This window comes from Cytobacillus sp. FSL W8-0315, assembly GCF_038002905.1.
Classification (GTDB): Bacteria; Bacillota; Bacilli; order Bacillales; family Cytobacillaceae; genus Cytobacillus; species Cytobacillus pseudoceanisediminis.
The window spans coordinates 4,628,213-4,651,072 of the sequence record NZ_JBBOOC010000001.1; the positions used below are offsets into that span (position 1 = coordinate 4,628,213).

The following is a 22,860-nucleotide window of genomic DNA, read 5'->3' on the forward strand; positions in this document are numbered from 1 at the left end:
AGAAATCACCCCTTAGAAAACTTTCTAATTCTGTTTTGGTTAAATTCTTGTAATTCTGTCACATCATCGACAACCATTTCAGCCAGTACTCTCCTATCCGGAGTAACCATTTGGATGATCATAGGTTGTCTTGTACCCATGGTGGATGCAATGCCTCTTCCAATAGCACCTAGTGTTTCCTCGTTTAACGGGAGCGCTGCTTCCGGCCCTGCTTCACCGGCGCCTTGTAGCATGTTCCCGCTCATACCAAAAATGGTTGGTTGAGTAAATATAGCACCCTTTGCATTCCACTTAATACCGATTTTCGGGACTCTTGGTGGATTTAATCCAAAGTCGCCTGAAATCGTAAATTTAGGTAGTTTCGGCATTTTTATTTGCGGAATTGATAGCTTCATACCTGTGAAAAATCCTTTAATATCGGAAACAATCCCACTAATTTTTTCTTTTGCCGATTGAATGGGGGAGAGGATTTTATCCTTAGCTTGATTCATAACCCTGGATGCTCCATCTCGCAAACTATTAAATTTGCTAATCGCTCCATCCTTCAGTTCATTGGCTTTATTCACAAATTTTGTTTTCAACTCCTGTCCTTTCCTCACAGCATCTACAGTTAATTCAACAACTTTTCTCACAGCCTTCACCTTTAATTCATCTACTTTTTCCACCGCCCCATCCTTCATGTTGTTAAACCATTTTACAAAGTCCTTCGCTAATTTCGAGGTTGTTTTTGATATCCAAGAAGTGAACTGATCCCATTTCTTGCTTAACCAGTCCGAAATTTCGCCCCAATTTTTAACAGCATACACAATCCCAATAATGGCAGCTACTACTGCCGCAGCAATTGCAATGATAGGAAGAATAGTAGTCATCAGTGCTCCTACACTAATTCCTGCAGCTCCTGCGGTAGTTGCAATGGCAGTAAATATTGGGGCTAACACTGCTCCTACTGCCACTAAAGCTCCGATGGCGGTAGTAGCTATGACAATTCCTTTCGTAAGTTCAGGATTTTCACTGGCCCATTCAATAATTTTTGTTGTGAACTGTGTAACATCTGTTACAAGAGGACGCAAAGTATCTCCCAACTCTTTCAGTGCCATTTGATGTTCAACCTCAGCTTCATTTGCTTCTATAAGGGCTTTATTCGATTGCTGATAAGATTCATAAAAGCTTTTTACCCCTGTATCTGACAGAGTTTGCAAAACATAATCCGTCTCTGATCCATTCTTTTTAGCTTTTGCCAATCCTTCATTAAATGTTTCAAGGGACATTCCGCTTCGCTCTAATAGCTCAGCAAACGAACCTGCTGCTTCACCAACCGCAAAAGTCTCTTGAATACCATCTGCAATACCTTCAGTTGATAATGTGTCAGAGAATTGGACGTATGCACCGTTAACGTACTCAATCGCTTCCGCTAATTGATTATCATCGAATCCTGTCGCCATAAGGTTAGATACGGTTTCTACTGCTGCACCTGTATCTCCGCTTACTGCAGCAACTTTTTTAAATGATTCCTCAATTTTTTCACCGGTAAAACCCCATGTTTCAGCATTGGACTGTAATCTTGACAATTCAGTACTTAACTCTTTTGTACTTTCTGCAAGACCAGCGACAGCTGCAGCTGGGAGGGCTCCAGCTAAAGCCTGTGCTCCTCTACCCAACATACCTAATTTACTTTCAGCTCCTTCAGCACTTTCCTCCACATCATCCAATCCCCTGGAAAAACGTGTCATTTCGGAACGCGCTTGGTTCAGACGAGTTTCTAACTGCATAACTTCTACAGAATTTTCTCCGTAAGCACGACGGGTTGCCTCTAGTTGTTGCTCTAAATTATCGACTGCTCTCCTGGCCATATTCATCTGTTGGGTGTATTGTTCCTGGGCAAGTGCAGCCCGATCAGCCTCACTAGCATTTTCTCCTAGTTGAGCCCTCTGCAATTCAAAAGCACTGGTTAACCGTCTTTGTTCAGCTTCAAGTGTATTGCCATCATCCTTTAGCTTATTAAGCTCATCTTGCACTTCCCGGGCAGCAATGGCTTCATCTGTCAGACCAGCATTAACACGCTCCATTGCCTGCTCCAATTTGGTATGGGCATTTTCTGCAGTAAGCAATTTATTGTATAGCTTCTGCAGATCTTCTGCCGTTGCGCTCGAATCGTTTGACATGGCTTCAAATTCCTCACGGAGCATTCGCACCTTTTCGCTTGAAGCTGTCATCTGTGTTTGAAGCTTCTGCTTTTCAGCTCGAAGCTTCTCAGTTTGGGATGCGTTTTTTCTCATGGATTGAATCTGATTTGTATATTCTTTGGCTGCAGTCTGCATGACCATATTGATTTGTTTAAGCGTTTGAGCGTACTGCACTTGCCCATTCATCCGGAAATTCAGTACAACGTCTCTTTGGCGTTCTGCCATGTATCTCACCTCCCATTAAAGAAATGGCGTTTGATCAAGTGTGTAAATAATCGACGGTTTATCTTTCACTAATGCATCTGGATTTGTGTATTTCAGGTGCATAATGAATTGCTTTAGCAAATGATTAGGAGTTATGTTGAAAAAATCGTCCATAGGCAATCCTAAAATCGTATTCCCGACATAAAAATAAAAATCCCAATCCAGTTCGGATTGAGATTTCGCTTTATCGGTGAATACGTTCTTTACTTTTTTTCGGTTTTAATTTTCTCCATATCACTTTTCTGGAAATTTTGATTACTGAAGATATCAAGGACCTTTTGAAAAATACCAGGTAGATCAGAAAGTGGAATAGAAGTTTCAATTTCTCTTGGGGTACAATCTGTACCACCTGCTTTTACCATGGCATAGATTAAGGCATTCATCAGTCTGATTTCGGTCTTACCTAGTGTTAGCTGCTTTTTCTGCAGCATCCTGTTGATATCTTTTTCAAACACATGATATGGCTTACCGTAAGCTTCTTCAACAAGAGGAAAACTTTTAAATGTAAAAATAACAGGAAACGAAACACCCTGGATGTTAATGGTGTCTCGATTGATATTGACGTTTACTAAATCACTAAGCTTTGCCACTTACAATCACACTCCAGTTGGGAATAGAGTTTCTAATTGAGACTGATCTGCTACAACTTGCGCCATAAACTCTTCAGCAGTAATGCCAGTCGCACTATCACGAGCAGAATTAAAGTCAACCTTTGTAACTTTATTAAATAATAACGGTGAAGCAGTCATGACCAATTGCTGTGTGGGTATGGTCGATTCTTCAGTAGCCGATGTATAAGACTCCTGTGGTGGTGTTACCTGGACTCGAGGGTACCAACGAGCGATTTTAGATCCGTCATTCAAGGGAGCAATAAAGCCTACCGCAAAATAAGGCAGTTCCTTAACATCTGAAGTTTCAAATACAATTCCTTTTGTGGCCAGGTAACCCATAATCTTATCTGTTACTTCAACCGGGAGAGCCGTGTGATCTAAAGTCAAGGTAAACGTGGAGTTCTTAGTAGCATTGACAAACAACATATTTGAGGCCCATTTTGTAGCCGTTGTTGGATTCCCCTGTATTCCAATGGTTTCAATGGTTGGTAAACTATAAATTTCTGTATCATAGGTTGGTATTGCCCCAGCTGTATCTTTTCCACCTGTCATCGTTGCAATATATAAGTTCTCCACACCAACCGGATAAAGCATTTCTTTTGCTTTTACCATCGTTCTCATCCTTTCTTATCCAAATATTCTTTGAGCCATAATGTCAATAAGTCTTTCCTGTTCCTCATCGACTGTGTTCCGGACAAAATGTTGCCCTTTGACTCTTCCTTTTCCGCTGGCTTTTTTATGGCCGTGTTCAACCATGTACCAGTAGTAAGCATCTTTTTCAAACTGGACGGAAACATAATCATTTTTAATAACTATCTTCAGACTGTCCCTCAAGTGCTTCTTGTTTTTAGAAGAAGTTTTTATCCTGCTTTCCAATTGACTAACAAAGTATTCAGCAGCTTGCACCAGTTCATCCTTTTCAACTGACTGATTAACATCAATCATCGTTCTTAAATCATCCAACGCCTGGGCAAAGCCATTGTTATTATTGGTCATTAATTCACACACCTCACATTTGTAATGAATTGCGTGATGGTGCTGTCATTTTCATCATATGGGTAGCCTTCAAAACGACTATATTCTACTTGGTATTTATTAAAGACCGCTTTCAATGGTTCGTAATCAGCTTCTGTGCCATTAGTAATTAAGGCAATTTGATACAGAGGCATGGATTTGAGAACCTTTGAGGATGACCGCTTTTGAGCCTCATTAACAAATTCATAAATGATATAAGGATAAACCGCAGTTGTTGGTGCGTCATCCCTATAAACTGTGATGCCGGACTCCTTCATGATGGAACGCAGCTGCTGGAGATTAACCTGCATAAGATAAATTCAACTCCATCAAACGCTCATCTTCTTTCGTATAGATGCGTTCAATATTATACTTTTTTCCTCTGATCTCAATGCGATAGTCTTTTTGATTATCTTCTATCGCTCTATCCAACCGAACTTCAATTTTTCTCACCACTTCATTAACATCTCGTTCGGCAAATATTTTGTCTGTTGAGGTTACTCCCAGATTTCTATATTTGATTTCACGATCTAATGGATAACCCATTACAACCCGGTCAGTGGCCGGATCAATGGTCTCACCAAGCTTCAGAAGGTTTGCTGTCCATTTTAATTGATTAGTTCGTCTCGGCATCCGAATACAGCTCCTGTGTTACCAATGTGGTATCAGTTTCTTGAGAAGTGGTGTCCATATCTGAATAATTCTCCTGGACAAAGAAAGGAGTTAAAGCATCAAGCGCCTCTCCGAGTTCCTTCTCGGAAACCCGGTACTCATAAAAGATTCCAGCAACCATAATCACCAAATACTCCACCTGACGGCCAAGAGCATTTTGAACATATGTCTTGGCTTGTTCCAAATAAAAAGAAAGCATGGAATCATCCATGCCCTCTTCCCAATGAATATGCTTTTTTAATTTTTGGATCAGTTCATCCATAGTTTTTACCCGCCAACAGGAGCAGTCGCGCCGACTTCATAACGGTAAACAGCTGGTTCAAATGGTGAGTATACAAGCTGACCGTCAAGCAAGTTGTAAATCTTGAATCCAACACGATTTGTATCTGCATATTTTTCAACCAGCTTTTGAATTTCCATAGCCCCGATAACATCTTGAATCTTGAAAGCTTTGAAATCTCCAAAATAAAATACTGGCTTAGTTGGATCCGTTCCGTCTGCAGCATCTGTGAAGTCAACTTTGTGCCCCAACAATTTGTAGCTTACTCCTTCAGTGCCAGAATCGTATAGAAGGGGACGACCTTGAGCATCGAGCAAACCTTCTAGAGCTGTAACAGCTGCGCCATTAATAATCCACATTGCCTTTTTCCGAACTTCAGTAGTAACTTGACCTTTCATTTTCACAAGCTCTGAATAAAGCTTGTTTGCAAGGCCCGCCTGCGACAAGTCAACTGGTGCAGATTCATAATAGGCAACAGCCTTTTTAGCTAATGCCCCAGGGTTTTCATTTCCTGCATCATTTCCATTGAACATGTAATTTGTTTCTTTTCTAACATATGCCTTTTGCAGCTCTTCGATTACAATGTCTTCAACTTTGAATCCTGGATCAGACATGTTAATGATTTTCTTGGAGATAGTTGCAAGAGCATCAAATTCAGCTGGTGATAAGAATACTTCATCAAATTCAATTTCTGTCTCAGGAATAGGATTCGGACCAATATGTCTTTCTGTTTTAGTCACATTCGCATTTGCTTTACGGACCAGCACCGGATATTTAACATTTCCATTTGTTTTTACACGTGTTCCATATTTTCGAAGCAGATTTTCTTCCTGAGCATACGAAATGATTTCATTAACAACCACTTCAGGAATCAAAACAGAACCATTTTGAGTTTGCACCCCTAACGCACGCGCTTCTGATTCAGTGATTTGACCTACCACGAATTTTGCGAATGCAGATCTTTGCTCCAGCTGTTTTCTTGCTGTGGACTTGTGACCACGGGTGGACAGGCCAGCTGAAATCTGAGACATGATTTCAGTTCGTCGTTCAGAGCTTAAAACATTTACAGCTGAACGCTGACCTTCCTCTTCACCTTCTTCATCTCCAGACCCTTCCCCGGATCCTTCTTCGCCATCTTGGTCACCGCTGCGGCCTTCCTCTCCTTCGCCTTCCCCTTCACCATCCTGAAGGTTTGCAAGAGCATCGGCAATAGCTTGCGCTTCATCCGCAAGATCCTGGACTTCTTGTTGCACAGTTTCCAAATCCTCAGCACGAACTTCATTTTTTTCCAACTTAGTGCGCAGCTCAGTAAGACGCTTTTTGTTTCTTTTTTGCATGGCAAGTAATTGTTTTTTATTCATTCTCCAAAACTCCCTTTATTTGATTTAATATTTTGATCCGCTGTTCTACGGTTTTATCTACCTCTTTGCTTCTAACCAAAGTTACCTCAGTATCTTCATATGCCGGTATCGACACGACTGAAATTTCATAGAGTTCAACCTCATGAATTGTCCTCAATGCCGGCTCCACTGAATAATCCCAGGTCTCTTCAGTAGCAAAGAAACCGAAGGAACACTGATTTATATCTCCCCTGGACATGCTCTCTGCTAAATCTTTGGCAAGAGATGTATTCGGCAGCTCTACTTCAAACTTCAGCCCTCTGTCGTCCTCTGACAGCCTCAGTGTACCGCTTTTGGTTCTTCCTAAGACATTGTTCCAGTCATGGTTAAACAATGCCCGTATATCGCTGTTTGTTGAGATAGACTTGCTAAAGGCTCCAGGCATAATCACTTCCTCAAAATAATCACCGATGCTTGTCTTTGAATTAAATACTGCAGCGTAACCACTAATAACAGCCGGCTGATCATTTACCGCATCCCTTGTCCTAAAATTGGTGATGTCAATTGTCCTCAGTTCCCTTTTCTTTGTCATTTCCATCACCCCCCTTCAAGCTATCATCTGTAGCATTTTTCTCTCCGATTTTAGATAGATCATTAGAAATATAGACTGCCTGGGTTTCTGGAGTATTTTGCTTAGGGAATCCCAGCATGTCGGCCACATTGTCAGGAGATGTGATCCCGGTCCGAACGATGTTATAACCAATGTTCGTCTTAGTGCTGTAGGGAACAAAATCAAGAATATTAATCTTGAATTTAATTCGCTTTTCGGAATTGGGACCAAAAAAAAGAAGACTTAAATGGTCTTCAAAATTTTTCATTATTGGTTTTACAGCCTTGTTATGGAGATACATCATGGCTTTCTCTAAATCAGATTTTGTTAAAGAAATATAAGTATCGACATTGACACCTAGAAATTTGCCCAGATCTTTCTTATACACATTCAGATAAGCTAAAATTTTATCATCTTCAATTGTGCTTTTCATAGTATCGATGGAATAACCCTTACCCAGAGGGATCATTTTCACAGACCTTGATTCGTCGATAGCTTCTAGTTGGTCAAGGATGGCTTTTATTAATTTCGACTGCGCTGCGTTCTGTGGGTTGATATGAGCATCCAGTTTAAGCAGGAAGGCTAGTAAACCACCTTTAGAGTATTTGTCCGTCAAAACCTTTTCGGCGCTCATAACACCCTCCAGAGTGTTCTTGCCAAGCTGTAAAAGTCCAACTCCTTTAAGATGATCCGTACCGATGTTTTTAATATGACGAATCATAAAGGCTGGAATCTCGGTACTACCAATCTTATAATGCTCTATCAATCTCTCATCTAACTCAGTATATACATTAGCTGCCAGATGCAGCTGAGTTGCATCCAATACTGGGAACACTTCACCTTGTAGCAGATATGAATTGGTCATGAGCTTGATAAACTCCGAGCTTGTCAAATAATGATTAGGTTTTTTAAGAACTCTCAGGGCAGGATCGTTTCTTATCTCGTTTCCTTCCAGATCTTCCACAACAATTTCAGCCAGCATCATCTGATTGCTAATATCCTGCAGCAATTCATAAACGTCACTTGATTCTAGGATATTATCATCACTAACATACCGGCCACCGTAACGAATAGTACTCGAGTAAATATCCTCAAACCATCCGCGCTTCTCAGCTTGCTTGTAAAGAAAATTTGAAAAACTGTCGCGTAATCCCAATTGCTCACCGCCTTTCTATACATAAAAAGAGTCCTTTCGTTAAGGACTCTTAATTAATGAATACATTATTTTGGTTACGATAATTTTCTATATGATTTTGTATAATACGTATCAATTTATTATAATCATCGGCTAATCCTCTATGTTCTTCGTAAGTTATTTCTTCATGAAAATTACAGAATTGAATTGTATCGTCAATTTGCTTGATGACATCAGCAACATCTTTATGAATTAGATGAAACTTTTCATAAATCATTGGCCTAATTTTATCTTGATAAATATTAATCTCAAACTCAACTTGAGAGCCACCAACAAAAGTGACCAGCAAATCCTCACCATCAATTTTGATTATTTGATTATAGATGAGTAAGGTTTCGATTGCTTCTTTTCTTTTCTCTTTGCTCTCTTCTCGTGCAATTTCTTTTGTTAATAAGTCATGTTGCGATTTTCTTGTAAAGTACCCTCCAATATACGCACCTCCAAGACCTGATAAAACAGGTAATAGCGCATTTAAGAAAGCGAGAATATCTTTCATATTTACCATCCTATCCAGTTTTATATATTTATATTAACATTTTTTTACTGAATAGTACTTAATGCATTCTATATGCTGTTATCTATAAATCTCACTAATCAGATCATCCATTCCATTTTCATCTATGTCATCCATGAGCATCATGGTTTCTTTATGAGCAACTAAAAAAGCAACAAATCCATCAATTTTCTTTTTGGACTGTCGCTTACTCGGAGCCTTCATGCCATTCATATTTGTAATTACTACCACATTGAGAGCACAGTATACAAATAAAGGATTATCCGTATACAATCTTTGCTCATAAATGATTCTTTCAGCATCATCAACCATGGCATTCATAACCGTTGGGTATTGATTAACCGCCAGACACTCTATTCCAAGATTTTCACACTTCTCAATAAGCTTCTGGGACATGGCTGGATCATAGTTAATCTGCTGAACATCATACAATTCCATACAATCTGTTATATATTCAAGTACCTGGTCTTGATCAATCATCTTCCCATCACAGAATTGAACAAAACCGCGCTCTGCTAAATCTGTATAAGGTACGTTATCCTCTTTTTCCCTATGCTCAATGTCTGCATTCGGAATAAAGTACATTTGTTTTACCTTTAAGATTGACTTCCCATCATCATCATGCAATGGAAAATTCAAACTAACACAAGTTAAGTCGGTTGTTTTCGATAAATCCAAACCTAAATAGCAAGTTTCCCCAGTCAGATCACCAAGATCCTCCACAAGAACATGTTCAACCTGATCTTGTTCAAAGAAATTATCTGCACCATTCACAAAAACATTTAGGTGCTTGGATAAAAACTCCGCCTTCTTATGAGCAGAACGTGCAGCTGTAATAAATTCTGTCTCCAAAGCTTTCATAGAAACAGAAACACCGATGTTAGGATTGACCATGGCCCAGACTTTTCGGTCTGTCCAATCATATCCTTTATTCGGTTCGTAAATCATGACAAAGTTTGAATCGTTGTCATCATTTTTCAAAACTTCTTTGGCTTCCCGATACACACGCATCCCCACTGATGAGGACCCTTTACCAGCAGTTGAAATATTAAACATGATGGGCTCATCACGAGCAACCTGGGCTGACTTGAAGTTGTCGTATTGATCCATATTTTCTTGTTTATGAAGCTCATCGTTTAAAACAAAGTGAGGGTTTGAACCCTCGATAGAATCAATATTTTTAGACATAACTATAAATTGATTCTGATATGCTAACTCTTCATGAATATAGTCATAGGTTACGGATGATATAGTCCCTTTTGGCCCTTTATAAATACGAGATGCATTCATTAGTGCATCATGATTAAGAATGGTAGAAGCAAATGGCTTAGCTGCAAATTGCGCTTGATTAAAATCACTGGCACAGCAATAACAATCAGCTCCTAGAACACCTTCACCAAACATGGAATATCCCAGGGCTCCTACAGCAACCAAAGTTTTACCATTTTTCTTTGGTATCTGTATGTAACATTCCCGGGTTACACGAACCACTTTGCCTTCATTCTTGTGGACCCAACCATAAATCCAAGAGTAGGCGAACTTCTCCCAATCTTCCAGAATAAATGGCTTCCCAGCTAAGTCGCCTTTAGTATGCCTGACAAAGGTTTCCACCCAATCCATCATTTCATTGGCTCGATCTACATCAAACCAAATATCTTTTCGCTTTTTCCATTTGTACCACCGATCTATCATTTTCTTAATAGTATCAGGATATTTCTTTGGATTCTTTCTTACCTTCTTCGCAAAAATATCAGCGTAATTTATTCCGCGTTCAATCATTTTACATTCCGCCATTTTTTCCGATGGGCTGTAAGGTCATCCTCCACTTGCTCCGGCTTTTTCAACTCTTCATCTTTTCGAACAGATGAACCTCCAGTGATAAGTTTACCAGGCTTAGATTTATTGGTGAGGCCAAGCAAATCTAAGGCTTTTGTTTTCTTATCAGCCCAGGTCTCTACCTGCTGCGCAAGAGGATGCTTTGAGTTGTTTGTGGCCCCGGCTTTATTCGTATGCCTCTGCGTTGCTGGGTACCCTTTTTCTTTCCACTGCAAAAACATCGTCATATAAATTTCATAGATATCAAGATAGGATTCTATCAACGGATCCAGGGTTAGGGTGTAAATTTCGGCATCACGCATGATCTTCAAAATCCGCTGCTTCTCTGCTTCCGTTTTTTCAGCGACGATTTTTTGACGTTCCTTTTTTGTGGCCATTTTTTACACCCCCCCTTTATTTATTAAAATTTTCATCCAACGATAAATTTTCCGCCCATGCTACCCTATCTTCCCACTGGCCCGCATTTAAAATTTGGCAGGGGGGGCTTGAAAATATTTTGGAAAAACCGGCTGAGCTTTTTCCTTATCTTTATTTTCTTCAATGATGTGACATTGAGGACAAAGTAGCATGAGATTGTTTTCATCCAGCCTAAGTGTTGGATCCTTTTTAATCTCAATGATGTGATGAACATGAGCTCGCCTGCCATGTACGAATCGGCCACACCGTTGGCAACAGCCACGTTCTCTTTCATAAATAAAAGACCTGGTATCTTTCCAGGCCTTTGAATTATAAAACTGTTTATTGTCATGATGGTAAATCTGTTTCTTCTTTTGCTTCTTCTTTATGTACTTCCTTGACCTCTTGTGGTCATCGCAGTATGCGCCACGACTTATCTTGTTCCTGCAACCGTTGAAATCACAGTACTTCATTCAGCATCAGACAATACTTTAATAATGTCATCTTTCTTCTTAACTTCTGCTGGAATATCAACCTTATGATCAGCTGCATATGCACGCAGTTCCTTAATAGTCATATCTGTTATATTTACTGCAGTAGCATCTGGATCCTTAATGTTATTCACTCCTGTGATCATACTTTTCGGATTAACAGACACTTCAAAATCTGGTTCCTGGACAGCTGGTACAAATAGCGTTTTCTTTTCTTCCGTGTCCCAGTATTCAGTTCCCTGTGCAGATTTTCTAATCTCAACTCTCATTATTAATTCCTCCTTAGTATTTTAACCCACGAATCTGCGTTCTAGATAAATGAACAGCAAATTTCAAATCGCCTATCTTCTTTCTCAATAAAAAAAGCATCCGTTTACGGATGCTTCTAGTTACCTATAAATTCATCATTATTTCTCTTGCATTTTCTTCACCGTCAAACCATTTATCTATTAGTTCTTCAGTATTCATTATAAATAAATCCCTGACAAACTGCCCTTCCAAATTATCCTCACTTGGTAAAAAATAATCTTTAACAGTATATTGGACTTTTTTATGTTGCGCATGAAAGGAGACAATAGGTAACCTTAAAACAGTCTCACCTATTTTTTCTCTATCTAATTTTGAAAATAACATTTTCCATAATCACCACCTTCCTACCTAATAATTCTACATTAGGTAGGAATTACCTCCATTAATGTCGAAAGTACTAGAAAAAAGGAGGTGAAAATATGGTTAAGAAAAAAGAACCACCTGTTCATACTGTACCTAATAGCAATGGTGGCTGGGATAATAAACAAGGTGGAGAAACAATAAGTCATCACAGAACGAAGCAGCGTGCTATAGATGAAGGTAAAAAAGAAGCTAAGAGAGACCAAACAGAACATCGTATCCATAATAAAGATGGAAAAATTGGTCAATCTAACAGCTATGGAAACGATCCACATCCTCCTAAAGGTTAAGGAACAATCAGGGCAACCTCTTATATTAAAGGAGGTGTCCTTTATTTAATATTAATAGTAAAGGAAGACGACACTTCCAAACAAAGTACTTTCTTAATATATTTCATTAATATCATATTAGCATGACTTAACCAAAACATCCTGCCACAATCCTGCCAAAAGTCTGCCATTTATTACTCTATATCACCATATTTATTTATTATATTTTTTTTCCCTTCCTGATAGCTCTCTTCACTAATTATGTTATTCTCTTTTAATTGTCTTAGAGAATCATATAATCTTAAATGGTAAGCTGAGGAAAGATCATCAGTAGGATAATCTGTATAGTCATCGTCTATTTCATCTATTAGTGCAAAATATTTTTGTTTTAATAAAGTGTAGAAATTTTTTTCAACCAAAGTCTCTAATTCGTCAATTGTAAAACCCAGTATTATCTTTTCATTATTATTAGCAATAGCCAGTTTTCGCCTTTTACCTTCCGCATTAATCCAAGGGCTTTTGTTTCTTCCTCTACTAAAGGTCTTAAAAGAGCTGAAGATGCCTACATTTGCCTTTTTAGAACGTAATAGTTCTACTAAATCAGTAACTTCTCTGACCCCAATTGAGTCTTTATGGTTTTTGGATTCACCTACCATCCTCAAACCAATATTCCTAAATACAAATGGAGGAACCATACCATCAATAAAATTGACAATATGGTCTATTTGATTATCTCCTTTAAAAACATTTGGTTCGACATATCCAATCACAAACCTTCCATAAACAAATGTCATTAAATCTTCTAAAGCGTCGCCTTTTTCCTTCCTTGTACCTCTATCTAAAGTAGTCCGGACCTTATCAATTAATTGAAGATAATAACCTATTTCTTGGTCGGAAATAGGTGTCCAAATTTCATCATCTGCAGCACTCATCATATATTTATTAAAAGAAATAGTATCCTTCATAGAGATGCCTCAAAAATTTCATTAGGAAGATTTTTTTTTACAAAAGCTACCCTTATATTTTGCGTATTCAGTTTTGAATCACAATGAGGACAAGTAAATTTCTCACTAACAATAAAATCCCTTAGCTCTTTTTTATTTATAAATTCAAATCCGTGCACTAACTCCGGATCATCATTTGAGCAGAATATATAAAACCTTGCTTCTAGTACTGATTCATGAGCTAGAAGTGATAAAATGGTCTCCATCAATGGGAGAGGTATCTTAGTTTTACGAGATAAAAAATGAGGTGATGCAGTAGCATCAGGCTTGAGAATCGTCAACTCCTCGTCCAAAATCCTCAAGATCCGTGAAGAGAGAGATAGATTCAATTTCCTCTTTATATTTATTAAGTTTTCGTAAAACATTATCAACTACCTCCTTCCCAGTACTTGATGTAGTATATTTTTTCAATGAAAAGTATTTATCTAATTTCTTAATTATATAAGGATATTCCTTTTCTTCTTCAATATGAATTAAGCCTACATTTAAGACTTCTCCATGTTCCCACATTAAGCTTATAATATCTGCAGCTTCAGCATGACTTAAAGCTTTTCCTCGAGTATTTGCTTTAAATTGTGTTAAGCCTCTATCGGTCTGTTGCAGAAAGATTTTAAATGGTATTTCCTTTGTTACCCTTCCATGAATTACAACCATTTCACTATCGTAAATATTTTCAAGAGCTCTTTTTATTCTTAATATTGAATCTTGACGATCAAGATCAGGGTCAAATTTTTTAAGGCTTTTTAATAAATCCGGAATATGTTTTTTTGTAAAAACTTCACTTTTTTCTTCTATTATAGGGTTATTATGGTAAAAATATTCCTCAGATATCTTTGCTAAAGCATTCACAACCCATTCAGGCTCTTTTAATGTAAAACCAAGTACATTTTCTCTGAAAAAATGCAAAATAATCCAAGTAACATCATCGATATCCCGTCGCTTACTTTCACCGTATATTGAGGCTAAACCTGCCGTAGGGTGCATAAATAATATAACTGATTTAAGGTTAAAATCAACAATAAGATAAGCAAGGTAAACGTGGTTTCTCAATTCCATTTGTCCGTCAAGTTTTTTCACCTGAACCTGGGAAGGAGCAGCAATCGTAAGTAGTACCTGGTTTTTACTTTCAATTTTCGAAACATTAACTAACCTTATTTTATTTAATTCTTCAGGACTAATATCATAAAGAGGTGTTAGCAGCTTTTCACACTTATTATAAATTGTTTCAACTGAACAATCCTGTAAAAAGTCTTCCTCTTCTGCTTCATATATAAAAAGTGAGTTATTTCCCTCTAGTTCAACATGACCTAACCATTCCATAAAGTTGGAGAATGGAATCTGACCGAACATCAAGTCTCTTATGATATTTTCTCTAAAGACTATATTATTTCTTGCACGTTGTACATTAAATTTCTGATGTAAGATAGATAGTCTATTTGAATCAGCTCTCTGTAAAAAATAATCAATGTTCTTTCTTTGCTGATCTGATAATTCATTATAATTTCCAATCATTTTATTTCCCCCTATCAAATTATTATTACGCTCCATGGTTTAGATAGGTTTAGTTTACAATATCTTCTATAATTTTACACCACTAATTACCCATATCTTATATTGTGTGTAATTCACTTAAATGCTGAATCCCTTGTTACTCATACATTTAAAGCACTTCTCTAAAATGAATTACACATGAGTAAAATGAAGGTAATCTTGTAATAAATGAAATAAAAAAAGCACTGCAGCTAAACAACACTGAGTGCTCTTAAATCCTAAAAGACTTTATTGCCTGGTTCATCATGTCATCGCTAATACCAATGTAACGAAGGGTGAAAGCTGGATCAGAGTGGTTAAGTATCTTCTGTAGTAATGCAACATCTCCTGTTTTTTTATATAAATGATAACCAAATGTCTTTCTCATTGTATGTGTGCCAATGTCATCTAAACCTACATAATCTGCTGCATGCCGAAGAATTTTATAAGCCATACTTCTGCTGATAGGTCTATTTAGACCCTTTCTGCTTTTGAAAAGAAATTCATGATCTTCTTTCCCCTCAATATACCACTTGAATTCTTTTTGAAGCTGAGTGGTCATATCAATTCGCTTTTTCTTTTTGGTCTTTATTTCAATAATATTAAAATATGATTTTTTCACATCATTCACTCTTAGCTGCAAAATATCCGAAATTCTTAGCCCAGAATTAATACCTGTTACAAATAGCATGTAGTTTCTATCTGATTGTTCCTTTAAGAACTTCTTCATGTATAAAATCATATCTGGATCGCGAATAGGTTGTACAAAATTCATGCCCAAGTCACCGCCCGTTCTTCGTAAACCTCTAATCTTAGTGCGAATGCAAGCTTATAAAAAGCCTTGGATTTGTGGCGCTGATACGTCCTCTCACTCATATGAAGCTCATTAAACACCTGGTAATCATAAATATCATCTTCCGTCATATAACGCCTAATTATAATTGCTCTCTCTTTATAAGCAAGACGATTTACAGCCATGGAAATTCTCTTTATATATTCACTTCTTGCTCTTTCATATTCAGCATTCTTTATTGCTGCATCTTCAGTGGATGAATGGAATTGATTTGTGCGGGCTGGAAGTTCCAATGAGAAATGTTGTGTGACTTTGGGCAATTGATTCAATTCCTGTGTTAATAGCATAATCCGATACTTTTCCAAAGCATCTTCCACATTCCTTTTTGTTTCTTCGCGATTAATTTCGGCTAAATGAAAATCTAATTGTTCCCTCATTCTCTAACCCCCTGATTATTGATAAAAATATAAAAGGGCACCAAATAACGTCTATGCGTCATTTAGTGCCCTCCACTTTTTGGTTAGGCGCAATATTCTATTTTCCCTAATTTAACTTGTTCTGCTATTAAACATCCTTTACACCTTCCGTTTCACCGTCGTTTCGAGACGATCAACCTTCCCTCCAAGGGATACAATAAGGGTTTCACCGTAATCTGGGAGGTCATGTACTATAAGTCGGCCGTCTTTTACAACGTACATTTTAGTATTATTCATTAAATCGATTTCAGCTGTGCTTCTTTCTATATTTGATTTCACCATGATCCCTCCCAATGGGTTATAATATATTTGGGTGGCCGGGAGAAGTCCTGGCTTTTTTTATTTTCCGTATCGAGCTTCTGTGCCTTTTTTGCTTCTCCATCTATAATCCATTCCTGAATTGGCTAAAGTGGTATCGGACTTCTTAACTTTCTTTGCTGGTCGAATAGGATGCTTCTTGATGTATGCCTGGCGCTCTTCCTCTGTCATAAACCAGACCTCGACTTTGCCGATCATCATTAATCAACTCCCTCTATCTTGTGTTCCCTTACTAAAATCTCTCCAATGTCATTTCTTCCATAAAACTAGTAAAATATATCTATTTAACTAACATGAAAATACAGGTATACTATCTAACTGTTGGAAAAATAATAGGAGGTTGAGATTATGAAAAAACTACTAATTGTATTTTCGGCACTGGTGGTATTATTAAGCTTCAACACTGCAGCTAGTGCAAACACGATTATTGACAAGTCCGAAATCAATATGAAGCCTAATACATATTCAGTCATGACAACAAGAGCAATCACTGTCCCTGATGGTGCTTGGTTAGGTGTATACGTTGATGATAAAGGGGTCAGCGATTGGCAACATGAGTGGTTGACTTGGGAAGTTTATTCCCCTGATACGAAACAAGTAATTAACTTGCCAGATTCAGGTGACTACAACAATGTTATTGGTGTACCAGCTGGTAGATATATTTTAAAACTCAGTTGCTGGTACAAAAATGGCGATCTTCTTACCCGCAGCTACGGCTGCAGTGCAACTGGCATATTAAGCTCACAATATAAGTAATTTCGGAAGAGACACTCACTCATGGGTTGTCTCTTTTGCTTTTCTAAGAAGTATACAGAACTATCATTTTGTTTCGCTAAATGATCGAACTATACATTAACCTTTAATGCTTTCTCACATTTTTTATTGCACCAATAACATAATGCAGTATCTTCTCTGTTCTTTTTGTAAAGAGTAACTACTTGTTTTTTGCATTGAGGACATTCCTGTTTATCGTATTTCATTTTCATTCCTCCTTAATTCGCTTTTTTCTCTTTTGTTTCATTCCACCCCCGGCCATCCAGCCACCGTTCAATACTGGCTACAAAGATATCTAATCCACCGCACATACCTTTTATGTCAATGTGTAGGGCGTACCCAGAGAAGCCTGGCCCCTGATAAAAACAAACGCCCTTATATTTCTCATGCTTCCTGATCAGTAGTCGTTCCTTCCCTCTGAAGAACTCCATCTTCTCGCCCTGTCTTAGATCAATTATTTGATCTTCCAGGGCGAAGGAGAATATATCTAATTGCTTCATTCCCTCACCGCCTGGGGGACTTAAAAATTTTCTTTTCCAAGAATCTACCAAAATTTGATTGTAACGTATCTCTTATAGATCTATACTTTTTACTAAAAGGAGAATTTTATGGAAAACCTGAAAGATATAAAATTAACTAAACATAATACCCCCTATTTCACAGATCTAAATGTTAAGCTACCCAGATTTTGTCCTCATTGTTCTCAGGCAATTTCTGCACAAACTATTGAATTTTATAAATTAAGGTACACATCTAAAAAGGATTTAAATTTATTCCTGCATTTATGCCCTGATTGTTCTAGGTTCTTTATGACTCTTCACCTAAGAAATTCTGACTCTGATAAAACACTAGAATTTGTATCTGTATATCCTAATCTTAGAAAGGCAAATTTCCATCAACTAATTGAAGAGATTTCTCCAAGATTTGTAGATGTTTACAACCAGGCCTATACAGCTGAACAACAAAATAACTTTGAGGTTGCTGGTGCAGGTTATCGCTTATCTTTAGAGATTTTAATAAAGGATTATGCAATTAACAGTCTTAAAAAAAATCCTGAAGAAGTTAAAAAGAAAAAGTTAGCAGATGCTATAAGAGATTATTTGGATGACCAAGAAGCGCTAACATCTGCTGATGTTGTTAGAATACTGGGCAATGATTATGTTCATTACGAGCAAAAATATGAAGAAGTTGGTTTCCCTGATCTGAAATGGTATTTAGAAATGTTTATCAAAAAGATCGAGTCAAAACTTCTCTTTCTTAATCCTCCTGTTCGCACACGTCAGCTTGAGAAGAGAAATTAATAGATATTTTAGTATTGGCTAATTCATCTTTAAATGAATTAGCCTCTTTTAATAACTCGTTTATCCTGTTTAACGACTTTATTAATTTTGTTTATCCTTTCAGCACACCAGCTGATACAAATAAATACCTCCAAGCCCTTGCTAATCTTTCCTTACGACGACGGGCAAGTGATCTTCCCAACCGTCTTTTCCGTTTAATTTTGTTTGCCATCTGATACACCTGCCTCCTCATTTCTTGACTGAAGCTCCCTTGCTGCAGCATAACGATCTTTCATTCTGGCACATTCATCTTTTGCAATATCATAAAGTTGCTGATTAGTAGCCTTTGATAAATCCATGTCAGCACACCCTCTTTACATCCCTTTCACTTATCTTAAAAATGCTGTGATTTTCTTGGCATTCAACCGAACAATATAAAACTTCAGCAGTTGTCACGAGAAACGATTTCCCACAACATGAACACTGGCTATTTTTCCCCATTGAGTTACCTCACTACAGATTTGTTAATGGTTTACTCTCCTTTTAAGCCTGTCTTCCGTCTGTCAATGTGATTTTGTCTGGCAAGATGGATGAGAGCAAGCAAGACTTCATCGGGATCCCTTTCAAAATATTCACCTATCCAAGTAATGCTAAATTCTCTATCCCATAAATCCTTTAGAACAGTGAGTTCAGCATCATCCCAAATAAAGTCTAGCTCTTCAAGGACAATCACTGTTTTCCTCCTGGCTTCCCTTAGAAGAGATTCCTTGTGAAAACCCATCAACTCACTTCTTTCACGAGTCTTGCACTTTCAAGTTCTGCTTTTCTCATGGAAATTCTTTGGCAAAACTTCTCAAAACTTTTATCCTGTACAGGTGCTGGCCCACAGTTAGGGCAGTTATGATAGACAATTGAGAAACTGCCAACCTCATGAATAACTTGTGTGCCATTGCATAAATTACACATGTGTTTTTGCTCCCTTCTTCAATCGCCAATCAGCGCCTTCAGTTTCTAATAAAAATTCATCTGCCTGACCTATAAGCCTGCTGGCAGCTGCATAGCCTATCTTTTCGGCAAGGCTTCCTCGATCTTCGTTTGAATTAAACACAATTGGTTTCTGAGACCTGTATCGTTCATTGATGATGGTGTAATACATTCTTTCTCGCGGTTCAGTCCAGTTCACTTTTCCGATATCATCCCAGATAAGGACGTCTGCATTTAGAACGTTTCTGAGCAGTTGGTTATAAGATTCACCTTCATCACTCATCATTTTTGCCTGCATTAATTGCTCCATGAACATAACATCAGATACGATCACAACATTGAATCCATCTTTGATTAGCCTCTTAGCTAATGAAACTTGTAAATGCGTTTTTCCTATCCCGAAGTTATTGTGTTTTTGTTTAACCGCAGATCTTTCGGAAGATGGTAGCTCCTTTAGCCTTTGTTCGCCGAAAACAGCAACAAACCCGAAATTCCAAGGGGGAATAATTTTCTTTTTGCGCCCTTCATTGTCTTTTTCGATTTTAAAAAGCTTAAGATAATCAAAAGTTGATTGATACATAGATTCTTGAACTTTAGATAAACGCTGGTAGTTTTCGAAATTTGCATTTGTAAACTCATCAGGAATCATTGAGTTTTTAAATCGTCTTTTCCATGCGTTTTTTTCTCGGCAATCACATGGCCTAGCAACGTCATAGCCATCTTCATTCTTGTAAAGAATAAACTCCGTGTCATTACAGGCTGAGCAATTATAATTATCCTCCCCATGCTCTCCTTGCTGCTTCTGCTTCTCTGATGGCCTGTTCTGCATTTTTTGGTGCAGGTCTGCCAAAACCTGATCCATGCTTGTAAACCTTTGATCGCCTCTCATTATTCGCATCCCCTTCACCTTGATTTTTCATGAAATTATCGAGTATATACCCAACACAATAGCCGAGACTGTTAATACGATCTCGATGATGTTTAGGCTCAAAAGTGTCAAACCTTTGTTTAAGCAGTGAAAGAGATTCCTCCAGAGGAACGGTCGAAAGAATTTCAGCAGCAGCATCCTCATCTTTTGGAGAGTGAGCAAATCCATGACCTCTTAGAGATATAAATTGATTAATGAGCTCGGCTCTATTAGCTGCAGCTATTTCTTCTTCTTTTTCTTTTTCTTCTTCTTTTTCTTCTTCTTCTTCTTTTTCTTGTCCACTTATCGTGGACGTATCGTCAAAACCTTGATTTAATAAGGTTTCACTTTTTTTACCATTTTTATCAGTACGTATCGTGAACGAATCGTAAATGAATTTGATTTCTTCCTTTTCGATTCGTTCACCTACAAATGAGATAAGGGAAATATCCTTCACATTTTTAAGTTCAGCCCTCACACAATCGAGTACTGGTTTTCCGCCTCGATTGAAGTTGTAGCGCCCCCAATTTTTGATAGCAATTTCCCTTGTTTCAGCGTTATAGAGGACCAATTTATGGTGATTAATAAACCGATCTAGAAGGGCATTGACGCTTTCTGGGGAATACCCCATATCAAATGCCATTTGTTTTTTTGTAATTTGGTAGATTCCAATTTGAGTAGTATTAGAGTTAGTCAGCAGGTAAAGGAAAAAGTATTTATCTTCTGCTGTCATTTCCTCGACCACTTTAGGATCATCCCAAAAATCGGTGTGAATCATTCTGAACTTAGCCATATCCTTATCCTCCTTTTAGTCTTTCGCAAACAGCCAATCCATCCTCAACTTTTAATAATTTGTAATCTGGATAGCGAGTTAAATATTTCCGCACCTGGGCTAAAAAAATATGCTCTGAGAGCACTTGCTCTTTTTCTAACAGCCAGTTAGGAATCAGCACTTTGGACTGATTGTTAAATGAACCAATCATTGTTCAATAAAAATGTGAACATCATGATTTTTACTTTCTGGAAGACTCTCTTTGATCTCACGAGCTACTTCCCGGCATTCAGATACACTGTCAGCAGGAATAAACGCCCAGTGAACTGTGTGAAAGTTCTCATTTACCTGGATAGAAAAATCAACTGAAAAAAGCATAACTTGTCCATCCTTTGCATAGATTCAAATAAGTTTTCTCGGCAAGCCTGAATCTTGCCGAGTGAATTAGCATGTGCTAATATGAAATCAAATCATTAATTTATGTGTCTTATTTGGCAGTGAGCTGTGGTGAGCTTTCTGCTTTTTTCTTTTTGTTTAATTGTTTGAATCCTGTCTGCTCATACATTTCTAGTAAACTACTTAGAACATTATCTGCGTTAAATTGCTTTGGATATTGCAAATGAAGCTCAGCTAATGACTTTGCCTGCAAACCCATTTCAATATACTTTTCCCTCTTACTCACTGGCCTTTTTCCTTTCGGCATCCGTGAAATCCCCAATCAAAATTCCCATTATTACTAAAAATTGAGTCCCGAGTATCATTGCAAATACATAACCTAAATCCACTGCTTATCCCTCCTTTGAGATTTTGAATTTAGCAGCCCAATCTATTTTTACACCATGGCTTTTTAGCTTGCTGATCAATTGATCTAATTTCTGTTTTTTAGTTAAAACCATACTATCCATCCTCCAATTATCGGCATTAGTTGCTGAATTAAATTAATTCCATCAAGACCATACATAAATGCAACAGCTACTTCTGGTGATTGAGTGTTTGTCATCCATGCCTGGAACAGTGACATTGTTGGTTCTTTTCTATCAGATTCGTATTTTGATATGTCAGACTGATTGATAAATAATTTTTCTGCTAACTCCTCCTGGCTAAATCCTGCCCGGGTCCGACACGCCTTTAATATCGCGCCGAATTTCATATGTAATTGATCACCTCCTTATATTCCAAAATGGAATACTTATTAAAGGAAAATCTTGCTAATATTTAATTAAGAAATCTTCCTTGGGTTCCAGTTTTCAATAAAGTTAATTACTGATAACATCTCATTAGGGTGTAACTCTTTGTAGCTGCTGACATTGTATTTCAGTTTTATATCCCGGTAGATTGCTGAAAATAGTTCTGAAGATTCCTGTTTATTCCTTGCAAGTTTATTAACCCTTTGAGTTACACCTATTCGCAGCCGTTTCTGTTCACCAGGAAGAAGTGTTTGGATGCTCATTTCGAATTGGCCACCTTTTCACTTCTTGCATCCTTTTGCTGATCAGAAAGACTTCTGAGAAGTCCAGGCAATAAATATTTGTTTACTGCCTGGGCCAACCTATCAGCAGGAACTTTGATCATGTAAAATCGCCTCCTTAATAATGTTTATGCGGTTTTGATTGTCCGTTATTGCTAAAAAACATTGGATTTGCGTCGCTTTATTTAACCTGTAGTTAAATTCGAGGAT

General features: G+C 37.7%; 35 protein-coding genes and 1 pseudogene. 3 read left to right on the forward strand and 33 right to left on the reverse strand.

Features of this window, described 5'->3' with window-relative positions; translation table 11 throughout:
• Positions 1–5 precede the first annotated feature (5 nt).
• From MKY20_RS23690 to MKY20_RS23765, 16 genes and pseudogenes are all read right to left on the reverse strand, one after another.
• On the reverse strand, positions 6–2,408 hold the full coding sequence (locus tag MKY20_RS23690) for a hypothetical protein (protein ID WP_341003205.1): 2,403 nt from the start codon (positions 2,406–2,408) through the stop codon (positions 6–8).
• Between the two features lie 242 nt (positions 2,409–2,650).
• Complete coding sequence (locus MKY20_RS23695) at positions 2,651–3,037, reverse strand: hypothetical protein (protein WP_341003206.1); 387 nt, start codon at positions 3,035–3,037, stop codon at positions 2,651–2,653.
• A gap of 6 nt (positions 3,038–3,043) precedes the next feature.
• Entirely contained in the window at positions 3,044–3,670 is a 627-nt protein-coding gene (locus tag MKY20_RS23700; RefSeq protein ID WP_341003208.1) for a major tail protein, read from the reverse strand.
• Positions 3,671–3,685: 15 nt separating this feature from the next.
• Positions 3,686–4,054 (reverse strand): HK97-gp10 family putative phage morphogenesis protein, encoded by a 369-nt coding sequence (locus tag MKY20_RS23705; protein ID WP_341003211.1) that lies wholly within the window; start codon positions 4,052–4,054, stop codon positions 3,686–3,688.
• Positions 4,054–4,383 carry a hypothetical protein gene (locus tag MKY20_RS23710; protein WP_341003213.1) on the reverse strand — a complete coding sequence of 110 codons (330 nt, stop codon included), beginning with the start codon at positions 4,381–4,383 and terminating at the stop codon, positions 4,054–4,056. The genes MKY20_RS23705 and MKY20_RS23710 overlap by 1 nt, the downstream gene beginning before the upstream one ends.
• A complete protein-coding gene (locus MKY20_RS23715; RefSeq protein WP_341003215.1) occupies positions 4,373–4,705 on the reverse strand; it encodes a hypothetical protein in 333 nt (110 codons plus the stop codon). The genes MKY20_RS23710 and MKY20_RS23715 overlap by 11 nt, the downstream gene beginning before the upstream one ends.
• A gap of 58 nt (positions 4,706–4,763) precedes the next feature.
• Positions 4,764–5,006: pseudogene (locus tag MKY20_RS23720) on the reverse strand (head-tail connector protein); the annotation flags it as partial.
• A 5-nt stretch (positions 5,007–5,011) separates the two neighbouring features.
• On the reverse strand, positions 5,012–6,385 hold the full coding sequence (locus MKY20_RS23725; protein WP_341003217.1) for a phage major capsid protein: 1,374 nt from the start codon (positions 6,383–6,385) through the stop codon (positions 5,012–5,014).
• Complete coding sequence (locus tag MKY20_RS23730) at positions 6,378–6,956, reverse strand: HK97 family phage prohead protease (protein ID WP_341003219.1); 579 nt, start codon at positions 6,954–6,956, stop codon at positions 6,378–6,380. Before MKY20_RS23730 ends, MKY20_RS23725 begins: the two co-directional genes overlap by 8 nt.
• Positions 6,925–8,130 (reverse strand): phage portal protein, encoded by a 1,206-nt coding sequence (locus MKY20_RS23735; RefSeq protein WP_341003221.1) that lies wholly within the window; start codon positions 8,128–8,130, stop codon positions 6,925–6,927. Before MKY20_RS23735 ends, MKY20_RS23730 begins: the two co-directional genes overlap by 32 nt.
• Before the next feature lie 49 nt (positions 8,131–8,179).
• On the reverse strand, positions 8,180–8,665 hold the full coding sequence (locus MKY20_RS23740; protein ID WP_341003222.1) for a hypothetical protein: 486 nt from the start codon (positions 8,663–8,665) through the stop codon (positions 8,180–8,182).
• 78 nt (positions 8,666–8,743) lie between these two features.
• Complete coding sequence (locus MKY20_RS23745) at positions 8,744–10,462, reverse strand: terminase large subunit (RefSeq protein WP_341003223.1); 1,719 nt, start codon at positions 10,460–10,462, stop codon at positions 8,744–8,746.
• Complete coding sequence (locus MKY20_RS23750; RefSeq protein WP_341003224.1) at positions 10,459–10,896, reverse strand: P27 family phage terminase small subunit; 438 nt, start codon at positions 10,894–10,896, stop codon at positions 10,459–10,461. The genes MKY20_RS23745 and MKY20_RS23750 overlap by 4 nt, the downstream gene beginning before the upstream one ends.
• Before the next feature lie 87 nt (positions 10,897–10,983).
• A complete protein-coding gene (locus MKY20_RS23755) occupies positions 10,984–11,388 on the reverse strand; it encodes an HNH endonuclease (protein WP_341003227.1) in 405 nt (134 codons plus the stop codon).
• A complete protein-coding gene (locus tag MKY20_RS23760) occupies positions 11,385–11,675 on the reverse strand; it encodes a hypothetical protein (RefSeq protein WP_341003230.1) in 291 nt (96 codons plus the stop codon). The genes MKY20_RS23755 and MKY20_RS23760 overlap by 4 nt, the downstream gene beginning before the upstream one ends.
• A 124-nt stretch (positions 11,676–11,799) precedes the next feature.
• Positions 11,800–12,039, reverse strand: a complete 240-nt coding sequence (locus MKY20_RS23765) for a hypothetical protein (protein WP_341003231.1) — start codon at positions 12,037–12,039, stop codon at positions 11,800–11,802.
• Positions 12,040–12,134: 95 nt separating this feature from the next.
• On the opposite strand from MKY20_RS23765, the gene MKY20_RS23770 reads away from it, so the two are divergent.
• Complete coding sequence (locus MKY20_RS23770) at positions 12,135–12,365, forward strand: DUF2188 domain-containing protein (protein ID WP_341003233.1); 231 nt, start codon at positions 12,135–12,137, stop codon at positions 12,363–12,365.
• 173 nt (positions 12,366–12,538) lie between these two features.
• On the opposite strand, the gene MKY20_RS23775 is transcribed toward MKY20_RS23770, so the two are convergent.
• From MKY20_RS23775 to MKY20_RS23800, 6 genes are all read right to left on the reverse strand, one after another.
• Positions 12,539–13,309: a hypothetical protein gene (locus MKY20_RS23775; protein ID WP_341003234.1), complete on the reverse strand. Its 771-nt coding sequence runs from the start codon at positions 13,307–13,309 to the stop codon at positions 12,539–12,541.
• A gap of 300 nt (positions 13,310–13,609) precedes the next feature.
• Positions 13,610–14,860 carry a hypothetical protein gene (locus MKY20_RS23780; RefSeq protein ID WP_341003236.1) on the reverse strand — a complete coding sequence of 417 codons (1,251 nt, stop codon included), beginning with the start codon at positions 14,858–14,860 and terminating at the stop codon, positions 13,610–13,612.
• A 250-nt stretch (positions 14,861–15,110) separates the two neighbouring features.
• A complete protein-coding gene (locus tag MKY20_RS23785; protein WP_341003238.1) occupies positions 15,111–15,653 on the reverse strand; it encodes a tyrosine-type recombinase/integrase in 543 nt (180 codons plus the stop codon).
• Positions 15,650–16,108: an ArpU family phage packaging/lysis transcriptional regulator gene (locus tag MKY20_RS23790; protein WP_341003239.1), complete on the reverse strand. Its 459-nt coding sequence runs from the start codon at positions 16,106–16,108 to the stop codon at positions 15,650–15,652. Before MKY20_RS23790 ends, MKY20_RS23785 begins: the two co-directional genes overlap by 4 nt.
• Positions 16,109–16,246: 138 nt before the next feature.
• Entirely contained in the window at positions 16,247–16,429 is a 183-nt protein-coding gene (locus MKY20_RS23795) for a DUF3954 domain-containing protein (RefSeq protein WP_341003242.1), read from the reverse strand.
• 57 nt (positions 16,430–16,486) lie between these two features.
• Positions 16,487–16,666 (reverse strand): hypothetical protein, encoded by a 180-nt coding sequence (locus tag MKY20_RS23800; protein WP_341003243.1) that lies wholly within the window; start codon positions 16,664–16,666, stop codon positions 16,487–16,489.
• 147 nt (positions 16,667–16,813) lie between these two features.
• On the opposite strand from MKY20_RS23800, the gene MKY20_RS23805 reads away from it, so the two are divergent.
• Positions 16,814–17,221, forward strand: coding sequence for a hypothetical protein (locus tag MKY20_RS23805; RefSeq protein WP_341003244.1), 408 nt, complete (start codon positions 16,814–16,816; stop codon positions 17,219–17,221).
• An 89-nt stretch (positions 17,222–17,310) separates the two neighbouring features.
• Here MKY20_RS23805 and MKY20_RS23810 read toward each other — a convergent pair whose 3' ends face one another.
• Both MKY20_RS23810 and MKY20_RS23815 read right to left on the reverse strand, forming a co-directional pair.
• Complete coding sequence (locus MKY20_RS23810) at positions 17,311–17,445, reverse strand: hypothetical protein (protein WP_341003247.1); 135 nt, start codon at positions 17,443–17,445, stop codon at positions 17,311–17,313.
• A 12-nt stretch (positions 17,446–17,457) separates the two neighbouring features.
• Entirely contained in the window at positions 17,458–17,739 is a 282-nt protein-coding gene (locus MKY20_RS23815; protein WP_341003249.1) for a hypothetical protein, read from the reverse strand.
• Between the two features lie 108 nt (positions 17,740–17,847).
• On the opposite strand from MKY20_RS23815, the gene MKY20_RS23820 reads away from it, so the two are divergent.
• Positions 17,848–18,540, forward strand: coding sequence for a hypothetical protein (locus MKY20_RS23820; RefSeq protein WP_341003251.1), 693 nt, complete (start codon positions 17,848–17,850; stop codon positions 18,538–18,540).
• Positions 18,541–18,734: 194 nt separating this feature from the next.
• Here the strand turns inward: MKY20_RS23820 and MKY20_RS23825 are convergent, their stop codons facing one another.
• The 9 genes from MKY20_RS23825 to MKY20_RS23865 all read right to left on the reverse strand — a co-directional run bounded on the left by MKY20_RS23825 (position 18,735) and on the right by MKY20_RS23865 (position 22,754).
• Positions 18,735–18,878, reverse strand: coding sequence for a hypothetical protein (locus tag MKY20_RS23825; protein ID WP_341003252.1), 144 nt, complete (start codon positions 18,876–18,878; stop codon positions 18,735–18,737).
• Between the two features lie 173 nt (positions 18,879–19,051).
• The gene (locus MKY20_RS23830; protein ID WP_341003253.1) at positions 19,052–19,252 is read right to left on the reverse strand and encodes a hypothetical protein; all 201 of its coding nucleotides are present in this window, start codon (positions 19,250–19,252) and stop codon (positions 19,052–19,054) included.
• 225 nt (positions 19,253–19,477) lie between these two features.
• A complete protein-coding gene (locus MKY20_RS23835) occupies positions 19,478–20,392 on the reverse strand; it encodes an ATP-binding protein (RefSeq protein WP_341003254.1) in 915 nt (304 codons plus the stop codon).
• Positions 20,277–21,203: a hypothetical protein gene (locus tag MKY20_RS23840; protein WP_341003256.1), complete on the reverse strand. Its 927-nt coding sequence runs from the start codon at positions 21,201–21,203 to the stop codon at positions 20,277–20,279. Before MKY20_RS23840 ends, MKY20_RS23835 begins: the two co-directional genes overlap by 116 nt.
• 186 nt (positions 21,204–21,389) lie before the next feature.
• A complete protein-coding gene (locus tag MKY20_RS23845) occupies positions 21,390–21,560 on the reverse strand; it encodes a hypothetical protein (protein WP_341003258.1) in 171 nt (56 codons plus the stop codon).
• A gap of 109 nt (positions 21,561–21,669) precedes the next feature.
• Positions 21,670–21,885, reverse strand: a complete 216-nt coding sequence (locus MKY20_RS23850; RefSeq protein WP_341003260.1) for a hypothetical protein — start codon at positions 21,883–21,885, stop codon at positions 21,670–21,672.
• Positions 21,886–22,068: 183 nt separating this feature from the next.
• Positions 22,069–22,332, reverse strand: a complete 264-nt coding sequence (locus MKY20_RS23855; RefSeq protein ID WP_341003262.1) for a helix-turn-helix domain-containing protein — start codon at positions 22,330–22,332, stop codon at positions 22,069–22,071.
• Between the two features lie 69 nt (positions 22,333–22,401).
• Positions 22,402–22,632, reverse strand: a complete 231-nt coding sequence (locus MKY20_RS23860; protein WP_341003263.1) for an ORF6C domain-containing protein — start codon at positions 22,630–22,632, stop codon at positions 22,402–22,404.
• Entirely contained in the window at positions 22,629–22,754 is a 126-nt protein-coding gene (locus MKY20_RS23865) for a hypothetical protein (RefSeq protein ID WP_341003267.1), read from the reverse strand. The genes MKY20_RS23860 and MKY20_RS23865 overlap by 4 nt, the downstream gene beginning before the upstream one ends.
• Positions 22,755–22,860 lie beyond the last annotated feature (106 nt).